Source organism: Cysteiniphilum marinum (assembly GCF_014857925.1).
GTDB classification, from domain to species: Bacteria; Pseudomonadota; Gammaproteobacteria; order Francisellales; family Francisellaceae; genus Caedibacter; species Caedibacter marinus.
In genome coordinates, this window is the sequence record NZ_JACYVZ010000011.1 from 20586 (window position 1) to 36042 (window position 15457).

Here is a 15457-nt window from a genome sequence, read left to right on the forward strand (position 1 = left end):
TAGCAATAAAACATTTATTTGCATTACAATATTGCACATGATTTGTAAATAACACTTACTTTTATGCTTATAGATAGTCATTGCCATCTTGATTTCCCTTGTTTTGATGGCATGCGCAACATGCTTTTAGATCATTGTGTTGAAAAAAATATTACTCACTTTATCAATCCGGCTGTAGCGTTTAGTAACTGGCAAAGAGTAATTGATTTAAGTATACAATACCTATCAATCACACCGGCATTGGGCTTACATCCATGCTTTATTGAACAGCATCAGAAGGAACACCTTAGTACGCTGAAACCGTGGCTTCTAGCGCATGACATTCCACTGATTGGTGAAATTGGCTTAGATAAACGCTATCTAGAATGTTTTGATCAGCAACTGTTCTTTTTTAATGAACAACTAGCGATTGCTCAAGATTTACAAAAGCCTGTGATTATTCATGGCGTTAAAGCACATAATGAAGTCATCGCCACATTAAAACATCATCATTTTACACATGGTGGCATTATTCATGCATTCTCTGGTAATTTTAATATTGCAAAAGCCTATTGCGATCTTGGTTTTAAACTGGGTATTGGCAGCATTTTGCATTACCCTAATAGCAAATTACCTAATGTCTTAAAACGCATAGGCATTGAAAATATCTTACTGGAAACCGACTCACCTGATATGCCAATACCAAATAGTGGAAATAAAATAAACACACCATTATCTCTATTACAAACACGCGATCTTTTGGTTGACATTTTTAATCTTTCTAAAGATCAAATACATCGAATACTGCTACAAAATGCACAACAGATTATTTAGAGCAACCGATACCACTTATCCCAAATATTTTGCCGTTTTTATCTAGCAAAAACCAATAATACACTACTGTGACACCACGCTTTGTGATATATTGCCACACAATGTTTTGATCAAGACGAACAATAAATATGGCTGAACAATTGGATAATAATGAGTTAGATAAAATAAAGCTTTTATGGAAAAAATATGGCTCGAAGCTAGTAACACTAATTTGCGTTATTTTAATACTTATCATCGCTTGGCAATATTGGCAAAAACGAAAGCTTGAAAATAATGTGCAAGCCGCTGAGCTTTACCAAAATTTAGCCCTTATTGCTGATAATGCATCAAGTAATTCAGAGGCAATTTTAAATCAAGCACAAAACCTGATTACACTTTATCCTAAATCGATTTATGCTGATTTCGCACGTTTGGAAATTGCGAAACAATCGGTTTTAAAAAATCAATTAGACCAAGCGGCAGTGAGCCTTAAGCAGGTTGCTGATAGTACGCTTAATCCAAATCTGCAAGCAATTGCCAAGCTTCGCCTTGCACGCGTTGAATTAGCGCAAAACAAAATAGCTGATGCCATTGCAACACTTAATAGCATCACATTGGCGGGCTTTAGTCTCTCAAGTAATATGTTACTAGGTGATGCTTACTTTGCTAACAAAGAGTATGCCAAGGCAAAATCATACTGGCAAAGCGCATTATCTGAAGCCAACAAGCCGGAATTAGCAAATATCAAAAGCTTATTACAAATGAAAATCGATAATCTTGCTGCATTAAGCAAATGATAACGGATAAACATATGACAAAGTTAACAATCAAAAATACTAAAAAAATTATTTTAAGCACTGCATTGATTGCTGTATTTGGTGGCACTTTAGTTGCTTGTGGTAATAAAAGTAATGACACACCACCTAAGCCACTTGTTGAGTTTAAATCAAGTTTAAATGCTAAATACGTCTGGGATACCAATATTGGCAATGGCAATGATGGTCAAATCGATTTAACGTTAACACCTGCGATTGAAAATGGTGTGATTTACACATCAAGTTATGACGGATACATTTCAGCAGTAAATGCAACAACAGGCAAACGTTTATGGTCAACCGATACTAAATTGCAGTTAAGCTCAGCAGTTGCTGTTAGTGGCAAGGTTGTCGTTGTCGGTAGCTTGCGTGGTACATTAGTGGCAGTAGATACTAGCTCTGGCAAAGTACTGTGGCAAAGCGCATTACCAAGCAGCTTATTCTCAGCACCGACTGTTGTTGACAATATCATCTACACACAAACACATGATGGCAGTATCTCAGCATATAACCTTAAAGACGGTAAGCAGCTATGGACACAAAGCATTGCTACGCCTGATTTAATGTTAGTTGGCAACAGCTCACCTATCGTTTATCAAGGCCTAGTAATTGCTGGCACTTCATCTGGGAGTTTATGGGGCTTAAAAACAGCCACCGGTGAAAAACAATGGGATAACCCGATTGCCTTGCCTCAATCAGGTTCACCTGCGCAACAGATGGTTGACATTACTGCCACCCCACTTATTGATAATGACACGCTTTATGTCGCAACATTTCAAGGCAACTTGATTAGCTTCAATACCAAACTAGGTAGCATGAACTGGCAGAAAAAAGCATCTGTTTATCGCAATATAGCATTAGGACAAAAGGCTATTTTCACAACTGACACTAAAGGTGATATTACCGCTTATAATCTCAAAACAGGTGACAAACTCTGGCAAGCTACTGAGCTTGAAGGACGCAAGCCATCAGCGCCTTTATATATTAATGGTATGATTGCCGTGGGTGATTATGAAGGCTATGTGCATATCTTTAATGCCGACACAGGTAAATATCTCACACGTGTTGAAATTGGTGGTGATGGCATTAGTGCCACACCTATTGCTGCAGGCAAATCGATCATTGTCCAAACCAACAGTGGCACACTTGCTGCTATCCAATTATAAAAATATATTGTAAATATAAATGTCTAGCACAAACACTTCACAGAAAATTGCGGCATTTATTGCCCCTTCTTTGTTTATTCTGGTGCTAATGATTTCAGTGGGTCCTTTTGGCGATACGATCTATGCACCCTCTTTGCCAAGCATTGCTGAAGCCTTTAATACACCTTATCATAATGTTCAACTAACCATTACCTTTTATCTCTTAGGTTACTCTATTAGCCAGATACTATATGGCCCTTTTTCTGATCGATTCGGGCGCAAACCGATTATGATTATTGGTGCAGTTATTTTCCTTATCGGCTCAATTGTGTGCCTTATCAGTCCAAATATCACCCTATTAATTTTCGCACGCTTCTTACAAGGGTTTGGCGCCTGTGCTGGTGCTGTTATCTCAAGTGCTGCCGTACGTGATGCATTTTCCTTAAAAGATCAAGGCAAAGTATTTGCCAAGATGAATGCCGCTTTTGCTATTGCCCCAGGTGCTGGTGCGATTGTCGGCACCTTTATCTCATGGCAGACAAATTTTATTGTGTTATTTGTATTAGCCATTATATTGCTGATTGCAGTGATTTTTCTCTTCCCTGAGACACTGCGCCAAAAAAACTATGGTGCAACACGTCCCAAGAAGCTAGTTATTAATTATTTTAAGTTATATCAAGCACGCGGTTATTTTGTTTATCTATGCTTATTAGGGCTTAATATCGGTATGGTTTATGCCTGTTTGGTTGAAGCGCCAGGCATTGTCATTAATATACTACACTTAGACAAAATCTGGTTTATTGTGATTGCTGCAGGGATTGTATTGGCATTTATGATTGGTTCGGTGTTATGCACCTACTTGGTACATAAGATGAGCCAAAACGGGATATTACTTATTGGCATGATTATTAGTCTCATAGGCGCGATTATGCTCTTGTGTTTTATGTCGCTTAATATCGTTCATTTATACAGCTTATTAACACCAGTGATCATCCTCTTTACTGGGATATCCTTTGTGATTCCAATCGCCACAGCCAAGGCACTTGCTCCTTTTACCCTAACAGCGGGATCTGCTTCAGCAATGATGGGCTTTTTTCAAATGGGTGCAGCTTCATTAATCACAGCGATTGTGACGGTATTACCCTTTAGCGATATACTTTCAATGCCGATTGCTTTCACCTTTCTATCTAGTTTAAGTATTGTGGTTTTAATTATTTATATGCTTTGGCTCAAGCGAGTAGCTTAAGTAATCAATGTTATCGTAAGCAACGCTCAACAATGATAAAACAAATTAAAGCTAATACGATCCCAACCATGCCTGTCACGCCAAGCTCATAAACCGTATCCAAAATATGCCAGGCACCCAATGCGGTAAATACAAATCCACCAATAATTTGAATAAAACTGAATATAGCAATTGATGTGCCCTTATACTCTGGGTAAACGGTTGTTGCAATGGCAATCATATTAGGGTAAACCCAAAGATAGACAAGCCAAAATATAGATAGACATATAATATCGGTGATATAAGTACTGGTATTTGACGATAAGGTCACACCAACCATACTAATAAACATGACAATAAGTGCTACTTTAACCAAGGTCATCATCGTATATTTTCTAAGGAACATGCTGTTTAACCACGCACCAATAAGCATACATACAATAACTAATGCAACCACCCAACCAAATGCCGCCACGGGCATATGATACTCTTGGACAAAAATATATGGGTAGGTTAAAAGCACACTAGCAGCGACACCATAAACGAAAAACATCACCAACGTAGCACTTAAAAAACGTAAGTTAAACATGATTTTTATTACTTGTGCGATATTTATTTTTATATGTGACGCATTTGATTTAATGGTGCCCCTACCAATAATCAAGCCGAAACCGACGATTGACGCAATAATCAAAGCGTACCAGAACATAAAGCTAACAACACTATGCCATCCTTGATATTGCATTAAATAGCCTGAAATTACTGGAGAGATTGATACGGTGAATACTGAAAATGCAGTAAGCAATGCATAAATTTTTGAAAAAGCCTTGCCTTGAAAAGAATCCGCAACAATAACGCGCGCTAACACTGCCGCCATACCCGCACCAATACCTTGAAAGATGCGTCCGACAAGCATCCACTCAATTGTGTGTTCAACGTGGCATAAAGCACTGCCTAGAATGGTAATAAGTAAGCCTAAAATCAATATACGCACACGTCCAAAGCGATCGGATAGCACACCTGAAATAAGTTGTGAAATTGCACTACCCAATAGAAAGAGTGCCACCGTATATTGCACCATTTCTCTTGATGTATTTAATGCTTTATCTAAATAAGGCAATACGGGCAAATAGATATCCATCATTGCTTGAGGGTAAGCCAAAACAAATCCTGCAGCAATAAATAGAATAACCGATATTACTTTACTTGGTTTAATTATCTTTGATGGTTTCTCTATTGCCATGATCTTTTAATATCCATTTTCTGTCCCTACATTATCAGCCGTTATTATAGATTAAAACTCACAAAAATCAGCTCTCTTTTTAAACTTTCTAACGTTGAACCTCAATGGATGAAGTCCTTCTAATAAATGATTTACTATTGGCGCTTGGCATCCATTGCTCATCAATTGACTTAAGAGTTTAGCACCATATATCATTGAGCATAATCCTTTTGAACCAAAACCTGTTAATAAATAAAGTCCTGAAAGATATTCTATCTGAGGCAATGCTTTTAGAGTAACACCCTTTTGTAACCGTTGGTAATACTGCTCAATAAAACTGGTATTATCAGCAATTGCCCCTATCATCGGCACATGATCAGCAGTGACACATCGTAATGATACACGTCCCAAGATGATTTTCATATCTACTGACGGATCAATAACATGACCTAGCTGAGCTAAGTTAACATTGTGATCACTCTCACGCACTTCAGCCATTAAATCATTATTATCACGAAACGTCGCACCAATAAGCTGCTTACCATTAACGCTTGGCAAAATATAGCCTTTATCAAGTATGATTGCCCTATTATTTAACAAGGTCTGCACCTGAGTGATTTGTCCATATGATGGATAAACCTCTATGTGTTTAAATGCCTCAAGATCTTTTACAAGCAAAGCATTGCCCGCAAAAACCACCATATCGTATGCTAACGATTTTTGATTATTTTTGTTATCAATGAAGCTCAACTGCCAAGTATTATTTGATCTGACAAACGCATCTAAGCGATGCGATAACAACAAATTAACATTTGTGCTATTACTAATAAGGCTCTGGCATAATGAATAAGGATTAACCATCATTGCCGTTGGATAATAAGCGCAGTTTGATGAAATCTCACAGCCTGCTATATCAGAAGCTGTTGCTGCATCAACGATTTGCAGCAAACCATAAAGAAAGGTACGCTTTTTGATAATATTGTCAAAACGTAACTGTGTTTTTTTATCACTTAATAACTCCAAAGCACCACATTCATTAAAATCAATCTCGCCTTTATGTTTCAGAATATAGTCTTTGGTATGTACAAAGCCTTGAGTATGAAAACTATCTGAGATATTAGCATCGGCTGTGATATAAGGCTTCAATATGCCATAAGGATTACCTGAGGCACCTTGCGCAATATCATCACATTGGTCAAATAGATCAATCTCAAAGCCCATCTGACTTAACTCATAGGCTAACGCACATCCTGCCATTCCAGCACCAATAATTGCAACTTTTTGTTTCTTATCAAGTGTTAATTGCGGCTTAGCAAAATACGGTTTAATCTTGGTTTGCGCTAACTTTTGAGTATCTTTAACAACAGCACAAATCATTTCACGTTTATGACCAAAGCCTTTTTGTTTTTCCACTTCAAAACCTTGAGCTTTGAGCGCCCGTTTAACAAAGCCCGCAGCAGTAAAGGTGGACAAGCTCGTTTTACCATGGCTTAAACGATAAATTTCTTTAAATAAATCATCCGACCACATATCTGGATTTTTAGCAGGCGCAAAACCATCCAAAAACCAAGCATCAACACTGATATCCATTGCTGCCAAAGCATTTACTGCATCATCAATTAATAAGGTTAAATTGATATTGTCAGCGATATTTAAAGATGTTGCACCAGTATAAAAGCTATTTGGATACACTTGAAGTAATTGATCAGCTTGAGGTTTAAGCTCGCGCCATATTGATAATGCTTTCTCTAAATCACTATAAGTTAAAGGGTATCTCTCACAACTTATGAAGCTTAATTTAGCCGTTTTAGGTGCATATTTATCCCAAAGTTTTAGTGTCGCAAGAAAGTTTAACCCCGTACCAAAACCTGTCTCAGCAATCACAAAATGCGCATTTTGATCAAGATGTTCAAATCGTTGCTTCAGTTTATTGCCATCTAAGAAAACATATTCACTCTCGGCAAGCCCATTCTGTTTTGAGAAATAAACATCAGCAAATTCATCTGAGAATGGCTCGCCTGTATCTTGCCATTTGAGTTTTGCATATTGCAATTTAGCGATCCTTGACAGCCATTGTTAAACGATTGATTGATACCAAACGCCCTTTCTCATCAGTAATTTCAATTGCCCATACATGCGTTGTCCGCCCAATATGATGTGCATAGGCTTTGGCTGTTAACACACCTTCTGTTGCCGGACGAATATGGTTGGTATTGATATCCAATCCAACACAATATTGCTTTGTCAGATCAACGGCATAATTCGCGGCAGTGCTGCCAACAGTTTCCGCAATACCGCAAGAAACGCCACCATTCATTATCCCTAATGGTTGCTTGTGCTTTTTCTGCAACAGCATTTCTGCTAATAAATAATCATCACCTAACTCTGTAAAGCGAATACCTAAAGTATCCGAGAATAAGCCAGCGCCTCGCTCATTCATTTGTTCTAGTGTTACAGGTGTTTTCCAAATGCTCATGTTTTTCTCCAATGTTTAATTGTTAATTTTCTCTCAAAAATATTTAGTGAAAAGCCTTTTAAGCAGTCTTTTGCAATAATTCTTTATTCGCTGGTGTTTCCTCTTATTTGGCTCAGCTTTATCAGCGCTTGTACCCGTTCGCGCTCAAGCTCTCTTATCAGCTCTTCCTCTGTCGGCAAGTAAGGCAAATATTTTGCCGCAAACAGCTGCTTTTGATCGGACAATATCGAGTATTTAACAACTGCTTCACTTTTCTCACTGCATAAAACTAAGCCGATGGTTGGATTATCATCCTTGCTTTTCCTCTGTTCATCATACAAACGCACATAAGTATCCATCTGTCCAATATCTTGGTGCTTAAGTTTACCTAGCTTTAAATCAACCAATAAAAAACATTTAAGCTTAAAGTTGTAAAACACCAAATCAATATAAAAATCTTCATCTTCAAAGCGAATACGTTGCTGACGTTCTACAAAAGCAAAACCTTTGCCTAGTTCCAGTAAGAATTGTTGTAAATTACTAATAATTGCTTTTTCAAGATCACTTTCTTGATAGGTTTTATCTTGAAGGTTAAGAAAGTCTAGAATATAAGGATCTCGTAAAAAGTCTTTAGCACCTTCTGCCAAAATTTTTGTTGCTTGTGCCGCCTCTGACTCCACGAGCTCTTTGTCTTTACTTGATAACAATCGTTCATAATATAATTTACTAATCTGACGTTCCAATGCTCTTTTACTCCAGCAACTGCCTATAGCTTCGCGCATATACCAATGTCTTGCATTTTCATTTTCAATACGCGCAAGCACATTATAGTGCGACCAACTTAATTCGAGAGACACCGTCTCTCGTTTTGGAAAAGATAGATAAAACCTTCTCATATTACGTAAATTAGTTATATCAAACCCTTTCCCTAAGCGCTCGGTAAGTTCTTTTGAAAGTAACTGTAACTGGTGTTTACCATAAGCTGCTCGACTTTCGCCTTTTTGCTCATGCTCTACTATTAGCCGACCAATTTCCCAATAGCTTTGAACCATCGCATGGTTGACCGTTTGACGTACTTGTTGCCTACTGCTTTCAATAATAATAGCAATGTCATTAATTAGGCTCATAAATTGAGTATCTTTAGGAAAGCTCATCTATCTGTCCTCTCAATATCGATAACAACACCCTTTGTTTGCACGAATCCTGCAAAATAATAGTTAATACTTAACTGTGGCTCCTCACAACTTGCCCATAGTGATGAATATAATTGAGATTTTTTAATTGCCATCTTTACTCTCTTTTAAGCCCCAAACAGTTTTAATCCATCTTTCTTGCGTTTTTCTTCGGCGCGAATTCTTCTGGCATCTTTGGGATCAATGGTTAATTCGCGATAAATTTCAATACGATCATCAGGCTTTACCATATGATCAAGTGTCACTATTTCACTATAAATGCCCACTGATTGCACATTTAAATCAATCTCAGGAAAATCACTTAACACCCCGCTTTGTGTAATCACATCTTTAACCGTCGTATTTTCATCACACTCAAGTTGATATAGCTTTTGCGCTTGAGGATTAGCATAAATCACTTCTACTTTCATACAGCTTCTGCTCCATACACGGTTTTCGCACGTTTACAAAAAGCATCAAGCATCGTATTAGCCAGTGTATTAAAGACAACACCTAATGCTAATGCCATGACTTTAGAGGAGAATTCAAACTCTAAATCAAGTGTCACTTTACAGGCTTTGTCATTTAAAGGAATAAAATGCCATACACCCAATAGACGTTTAAAGGGGCCTTTAATTAATCGTATCTTAATTTCTTTACCTGGGATCATGTCATTGTGCGTACCAAAATCAATCTTAACGCCACCTTTGGCGATTTTGAGTGTCGCCTCAGCTTCAGTTTCGGTATGCATGTGCACCTCTACTGCTTGGCACATGGGTAAAAATTGAGGATATTTATCAATATCATTTACAAGGTCATACATCTCTTTAGCACTGTATTCAACCAATGCCGTTCGATGAATTGTTGTCATAGTGTTTCTCTTATGTCATAAGTTCATGTTAGAATCTTGGCTATTGTAACGCTTATGCACTATTTTGCAAAACAATGGCAAAGACAAAAAACACCAAAAATACAAAATCAACGGCAACCAGTAGTACGATTGCCAAAAACAAAAAAGCTTTTCATGAGTACCTAATCGAAGAACGCTTTGAAGCAGGTATTGTGCTTCAAGGTTGGGAAATCAAAAGCATCCGCGCAGGTCGTGTGCAATTGACTGATAGTCACATTCATGTCAAAAATAATGAAGCTTGGCTTTTTAATGCATTAATTACACCTTTACACTCGGCATCAACTCATGTTGTACCTGTCCCTGCAGGCACACGTAAACTATTATTACACCGTAGAGAAATCAATAAACTCTTGGGTAAAGTCGATATCAAAGGCTACACGATTGTGCCATTGGCAATGTACTGGAAAGGCTCACGCGTTAAAGTGGAAATTGCAATTGCCAAAGGCAAACAACTACATGATAAACGTCAAGCCTCTAAAGAGCATGATTGGAAACGTGAAAAAGAGCGTTTATTTAAAAAGAGCTTATAACACCATGACGCAAACAGAAAAGAAACTTCATTTTTATATCACTAAAGCCATTGCCGATTATAAAATGCTGCAAAAAGGTGACAAGGTGATGATTTGCTTATCCGGTGGTAAAGACTCTTTCACACTGGTTAAAGTCATGCATGATTTAGTTACCAACGGCACTTATGATCTTGACTTAATTGTCTACACTTTAGATCAAACCCAGCCAGACTGGGATGACTCTGGGTTAAGGCAATATCTTGAAGATCATAATATTAAATACATTATCGAAAAACGCGATACTTATTCTGTTGTTATTGATAAGGTGCCTAAAAATAAAACCTATTGTTCGTTATGCTCACGTTTACGTCGCGGTAATATCTATCGTTTCGCACGCGATAACAACATTGATAAGATCATGTTAGGACATCACAAGGATGATGTGATTGAGTCGGCATTAATGTCGATGTTTTATCAAGGAAAAATCAAATCAATGCCTGCCAAGCTATTAACCGAAGATAAGCAAAATGTGGTGATTAGACCAATGGTTTATTGCCAAGAACGCGATATCGCCCGCTTTGCTAAAGAACAAAGCTTTCCAATTATCCCGTGCAACTTATGCGGCACACAGGAAAACCTAAAGCGTCAGCAGGTAAAAAACCTCATTCACGAATTAGCTCAACAAAACCCAATTATCCCACAAAATATATTTGCTTCACTGAGCAATATTGTGCCTAGCCATTTATATGATCAAACCCTATTTGATACACGTGGATGTGATCAAGAACGTCTATATGCTGATAGTAACTGCTTGATTGCCAATGAGTCATCTGAACATCTGTTTTAGTTCCTTTAATTAAATACTTACATTATTACACTTTTACTACAAACTTTCCCAGAATCCGTCTAGCACAAAAAATTGTTTTACCTTATACTGAACTTGCGTTCATTTTTTGAAAATTTTACAACACTAAAAGTTTAGTTATTGGGCAGGCATCATGTTACATATTAAAGCATCTACATCAGCTAAGGTTATTTTCGTTTTTATTATTATGGTTACCTCGATGCTGGGTATTTTTGTCTCTGATATTTATGTCCCTTCGTTACCGAGTATTAGTGAAGACTTTGGCACAGGCGCTCATTTATTAGCATTTAGTGTTACCTATTATTTTATTGTCTTTGCCTGTGCGCAGCTTATTTATGGTCCCCTATCTGAGCGCTTTGGGCGACGCAAAATTTTTCTTACGGGTCTTGCCATTAGCATTATTGGTACACTGATTACTGTGTTTAGTCTAAACTTTAGCATGCTAATGGTTGGGCGCACACTTGAAGCCATTGGCATGGCTGCACCGATGTCATTAGGTCGCGTTATTTTGCGTGATGTTATTCCTGATAAGGTTAAATATGCGCGCTTTATGTCATTTATGGGTATTGGCACTTTAATGGCACCTGTGATTGCCCCAATCGTTGGTGCATTCTTAGCACACGTTTATCATTGGCGTGCAGACTTTATTTTCATCTTAATTTTAAGTGTGATCTGCTACATTGGTGCTTATATTTATCTAGTTGAAACTTTACTAAATCCCAAAAAGCGCCTTTCAGCCAAACTATCCGTTAAAACCTATCTATGGGTTATGAAGAATAAAACGTTTATCAAAAACATGATAATCTCAAGTACCATTATGGGTGCTATCATTGCCTATTTATCCATAAGTGCTTTCTTGTTTCAACAATATTTTGGTCTCAGCGAAATCCACTACGCTATTGTATTTGGCATTGGTGAAATCTTTATTGCCGTAGGTATGTTTGCCAATGGCATGGCGCTTAAATATATTTCTATTGAACGCTCTCAAGTCATTGCTGTGATGCTTTTCTTGCTTTCAGGCATACTTATCACAATTCAAGCCGTTTTCTTTAGTCACAGCCTTGAGTTTATCATGCTGGCAGTGATTATCTTCAACTTTGCCGCAGGTGTCATTTTCCCAACAAGCAGCACATTAGCTATTGTCACCTTTAAAACACGATTAGGTGCTGTGGGCAGTCTATATGGCTGCATTAGCATGCTTGCTGCGGGTCTTATCAGTGGCTTTGCTTTATCTCTACCTTTAGCACCTAACTTACTGATTGCTTTATTAATACTTGTTATGGCGATTATTGCTGCTATTGTTTTAATTGGCATTAAAGACAAAGCATGATTTCAAGTGATAATAATAGTTTTGCATCTGTAATCTTAGGTCTGCCCAAGGACACCACATTAAATTCATGATTTGACTCGATCTCTCCTCGCAAGTGCACCTAACTCTTGATGCAACCCATCAAAAGCACCATTGCTCATAATGACATAATGAGTAAAACACCCTAGCTTTGATTGTTTAAAATGCTCAACAATATCGGCAACCTGATCAAATACCAGAAAGTTGTCTTTAGCATACGATGCGGCTTGCCATTGCATCACACTGTTTTGATAAAACCAGATCTCATCAGCGATATTAAGTGCATTAATTAATGCTGATTCTTGCGCGCCCATTTTCATCGTGTTTGAGCGTGGTTCTAAAATTGCGACAACTCTTTCCTTATCTGTCGCACGTGCTTTAATCGCTTTGAGTGTTTGCGCTACCGCCGTTGGGTGATGAGCAAAATCATCATAAATGGCATAGTAATTATTTTGTGCAATGCATTCAAGGCGGCGCTTGACCCCTTTAAAAGCTTTAAAGCTCTCTGTTACTTTATCCAATGAAACACCAAGTGTTTTTAAAACCGCATACGCTGATAGCGCGTTTTTGGCATTATGCTCACCTAATAGTGCCCAGTTAATCTTAAGTGTTTTATTGTGATCTATGATCTCAAACTGACTATAGTCTTCAATTATAGGCTTGATATCAAGCGCCTGCTCATCACCTTGAAGTGGACAACGTTCAGACCAACACCCCATCGTTAGTAGCTTATCAATATGTTTATCCGGCTTAGGATAAATTACCATTGCTTTACCAGGTAGCAGGCGCATTAGGTGATGAAATTGGCGATAAATATCCTCCATCGAGCTAAAAATATCGGCATGATCAAACTCAAGGTTATTAATCACCAATATATCTGGATGGTAATGCATAAACTTCGAGCGCTTATCAAAAAATGCCGTATCATATTCATCGGCTTCAATCACAAAGTACTCTGAGTTTGTTAAACGTGATGACACGCCAAAGTCCTGAGTAATCCCACCAACCAGAAAGCTTGGATTTAATCCTGCATCATCCATCAGTTTAATCACCATTGAGGTAGTGGTTGTTTTGCCATGTGTTCCGGCAATCGCAATAACCTTTTTATCTTTGAGAATTTCTTGATAAAGCCACTTAGGACCCGAAAAATACTCAAGCTCACTATTTAACAAATACTCAACAATCGTCATGCCACGGCGCATTGTATTGCCAACAATCACCTGATCCGGTTTAAGTGATTCAATATCATATTCATAACCGGATATCAGCTTAATGCCTTGAGATTCGAGGTAGCTGCTCATAGGTGGGTAAACATTTTGATCACTGCCTGTGACTTTATAACCTTTTTCACGCGCTAATAACGCTAAAGCACCCATAAAAGTGCCACAAATACCTAATATATGAATGTGTTTCATGATCTATTTTTGACTTTTTATTTTCTCAATAATTGACGTACTTGAGTGACTTGGCTTTAAGGTGATGGTCTTAACCTCGCCACCTGCGGCTAACACCTCTTTGGCACCCGCAATTTGCGCGATTTCATAATCAGCACCTTTAACCAGAATATCCGGTAACAGCTCACTGATAATCCGCTTAGGGGTATCTTCATCAAAGGCTACCACCCAATCAACACAGCCTAATGCCGCAAGCACTTCCATGCGCGATTGCAAATTAACATATGGTCGAGATTCACCCTTTAAGCGCTTAACCGACTCATCGGTATTGACAGCGACAATCAAGCGATCACCCAAAGCGCGCGCTTTTTGCAGGTATTCAACGTGTCCGGCATGCAAAATGTCAAAGCAGCCATTGGTCATAACAACTTTTTCACCTTGAAGATGGACTTCGCTCATTGCTTTTTTAAGCTCAGTTTGACTTAAAATCCCTTTGTGCACTATAGCCTGTGCATGGAGTGAATCATGCAATTCTTGGGCATTTAGTGTTGCCGTGCCGACCTTACCAACGACAACGCCTGCAGCAGCATTCGCCAGACGCATCGCTGAGATATAATCATAACCACATGAAACTGCCATTGCCATCACGGCAATGACGGTGTCACCTGCACCTGTCACATCAAAAACTTCTTTGGCAACAGTAGGAATCGTGGTTACCTCACCACTTTTTAATATCAAAGTCATCCCTTCTTCACTACGAGTAATTAACAGTCCACCTAAATGGCAGTTTGCTATTAACTGATGTGCTTTCGCAATTAACTCATCTTCAGTGTGACACTTGCCAACAACTGCTTCAAATTCCTTGCGGTTAGGTGTTATTAAAGTCGCACCTTGATAAATACTAAAGTCATTCCCTTTAGGATCAACTAATGTTGCAACCTTTTGCTTATTCGCAAGCTTTATGAGTTTTTGCACATCGTGCAATGTCCCCTTACCATAATCGGATAATACCATCACATTATAGCGTTGAAGCACTGCCTCAACATTGTTAAAAAGCACACCTTCATCAACTTGCGCAAAACCTTCTTCAAAATCAAGGCGCAAAAGTTGCTGTTTTTGCGATAGAACGCGCAACTTCGTAATCGTTGGCAAATGTGTTTCAATCAAATGACTATGAATTGATTGATCCGCTAAAAAGTTTTTTAAAATATGTGCTGGTTCATCCTGCCCAACCATCGCACATATTCCTGCCTCTCCTGCGAGGGATGTAATATTTAAAGCGACGTTACCTGCCCCTCCTGCGCGATCTTGGATATTTTTAACATGTACCACAGGAACCGGTGCTTCAGGTGAAATGCGCTCGGTTGAACCGTAGTAATAACGATCTAACATCACATCACCCACAACTAAAACGCGTGCTTTTTGTAAATTACTTTGCATTATTTGTCTTATTAACCCTGATAAGAATAGGCACAATACTACACTAAAGCTTAATAAAATTACAGTTTGTCGTTAGTGGTATTTGTAAGATAAATAAAAGGTTGAAATGCTCAATCATATCTGACAAAAATCGCGTTTAAAAAATAGGCGACTGTCCGGTCGGGT

16 protein-coding genes are annotated in these 15457 nt (G+C 38.2%); 7 read left to right on the forward strand and 9 right to left on the reverse strand.

Going from position 1 to position 15457, the window contains the following annotated elements:
• The first annotated feature begins 63 nt into the window (after positions 1–63).
• From IE867_RS07025 to IE867_RS07040, 4 genes are all read left to right on the forward strand, one after another.
• Positions 64–813 (forward strand): TatD family hydrolase, encoded by a 750-nt coding sequence (locus tag IE867_RS07025; protein WP_192484061.1) that lies wholly within the window; start codon positions 64–66, stop codon positions 811–813.
• Between the two features lie 128 nt (positions 814–941).
• Positions 942–1589: a YfgM family protein gene (locus tag IE867_RS07030; RefSeq protein ID WP_192484062.1), complete on the forward strand. Its 648-nt coding sequence runs from the start codon at positions 942–944 to the stop codon at positions 1587–1589.
• A gap of 14 nt (positions 1590–1603) precedes the next feature.
• Positions 1604–2773 (forward strand): outer membrane protein assembly factor BamB, encoded by a 1170-nt coding sequence (gene bamB / locus IE867_RS07035; RefSeq protein WP_192484063.1) that lies wholly within the window; start codon positions 1604–1606, stop codon positions 2771–2773.
• A gap of 19 nt (positions 2774–2792) precedes the next feature.
• Positions 2793–3998, forward strand: a complete 1206-nt coding sequence (locus IE867_RS07040) for a multidrug effflux MFS transporter (protein ID WP_192484064.1) — start codon at positions 2793–2795, stop codon at positions 3996–3998.
• A 10-nt stretch (positions 3999–4008) separates the two neighbouring features.
• Here the strand turns inward: IE867_RS07040 and IE867_RS07045 are convergent, their stop codons facing one another.
• The 7 genes from IE867_RS07045 to IE867_RS07075 form a co-directional block, all read right to left on the reverse strand.
• Positions 4009–5220 carry an MFS transporter gene (locus IE867_RS07045; RefSeq protein ID WP_192484065.1) on the reverse strand — a complete coding sequence of 404 codons (1212 nt, stop codon included), beginning with the start codon at positions 5218–5220 and terminating at the stop codon, positions 4009–4011.
• 51 nt (positions 5221–5271) lie between these two features.
• Complete coding sequence (gene mnmC, locus IE867_RS07050) at positions 5272–7251, reverse strand: bifunctional tRNA (5-methylaminomethyl-2-thiouridine)(34)-methyltransferase MnmD/FAD-dependent 5-carboxymethylaminomethyl-2-thiouridine(34) oxidoreductase MnmC (protein WP_192484066.1); 1980 nt, start codon at positions 7249–7251, stop codon at positions 5272–5274.
• 1 nt (position 7252) lies between these two features.
• A complete protein-coding gene (locus IE867_RS07055; RefSeq protein WP_192484067.1) occupies positions 7253–7675 on the reverse strand; it encodes a PaaI family thioesterase in 423 nt (140 codons plus the stop codon).
• A gap of 83 nt (positions 7676–7758) precedes the next feature.
• The gene (locus tag IE867_RS07060; RefSeq protein WP_192484068.1) at positions 7759–8808 is read right to left on the reverse strand and encodes a PDDEXK nuclease domain-containing protein; all 1050 of its coding nucleotides are present in this window, start codon (positions 8806–8808) and stop codon (positions 7759–7761) included.
• Complete coding sequence (locus IE867_RS07065) at positions 8805–8942, reverse strand: hypothetical protein (protein WP_192484069.1); 138 nt, start codon at positions 8940–8942, stop codon at positions 8805–8807. The genes IE867_RS07060 and IE867_RS07065 overlap by 4 nt, the downstream gene beginning before the upstream one ends.
• A 12-nt stretch (positions 8943–8954) precedes the next feature.
• Positions 8955–9257 carry an RnfH family protein gene (locus IE867_RS07070; RefSeq protein WP_192484070.1) on the reverse strand — a complete coding sequence of 101 codons (303 nt, stop codon included), beginning with the start codon at positions 9255–9257 and terminating at the stop codon, positions 8955–8957.
• The gene (locus IE867_RS07075) at positions 9254–9697 is read right to left on the reverse strand and encodes a type II toxin-antitoxin system RatA family toxin (protein WP_192484071.1); all 444 of its coding nucleotides are present in this window, start codon (positions 9695–9697) and stop codon (positions 9254–9256) included. The genes IE867_RS07070 and IE867_RS07075 overlap by 4 nt, the downstream gene beginning before the upstream one ends.
• A gap of 74 nt (positions 9698–9771) precedes the next feature.
• Between IE867_RS07075 and smpB the strand changes: the two genes are divergently transcribed.
• The 3 genes from smpB (at position 9772) to IE867_RS07090 (ending at position 12440) form a co-directional block, all read left to right on the forward strand.
• Positions 9772–10266 (forward strand): SsrA-binding protein SmpB, encoded by a 495-nt coding sequence (smpB, locus tag IE867_RS07080; RefSeq protein WP_192484072.1) that lies wholly within the window; start codon positions 9772–9774, stop codon positions 10264–10266.
• Positions 10267–10270: 4 nt separating this feature from the next.
• Positions 10271–11092, forward strand: coding sequence for a tRNA 2-thiocytidine(32) synthetase TtcA (gene ttcA / locus IE867_RS07085; protein WP_225629987.1), 822 nt, complete (start codon positions 10271–10273; stop codon positions 11090–11092).
• A 151-nt stretch (positions 11093–11243) separates the two neighbouring features.
• Positions 11244–12440, forward strand: a complete 1197-nt coding sequence (locus tag IE867_RS07090; RefSeq protein ID WP_192484074.1) for a multidrug effflux MFS transporter — start codon at positions 11244–11246, stop codon at positions 12438–12440.
• 65 nt (positions 12441–12505) lie between these two features.
• Here the strand turns inward: IE867_RS07090 and mpl are convergent, their stop codons facing one another.
• On the reverse strand, positions 12506–13876 hold the full coding sequence (gene mpl, locus IE867_RS07095) for a UDP-N-acetylmuramate:L-alanyl-gamma-D-glutamyl-meso-diaminopimelate ligase (RefSeq protein WP_192484111.1): 1371 nt from the start codon (positions 13874–13876) through the stop codon (positions 12506–12508).
• Complete coding sequence (gene hldE / locus IE867_RS07100; RefSeq protein WP_192484075.1) at positions 13877–15292, reverse strand: bifunctional D-glycero-beta-D-manno-heptose-7-phosphate kinase/D-glycero-beta-D-manno-heptose 1-phosphate adenylyltransferase HldE; 1416 nt, start codon at positions 15290–15292, stop codon at positions 13877–13879.
• Positions 15293–15457: the final 165 nt, after the last annotated feature.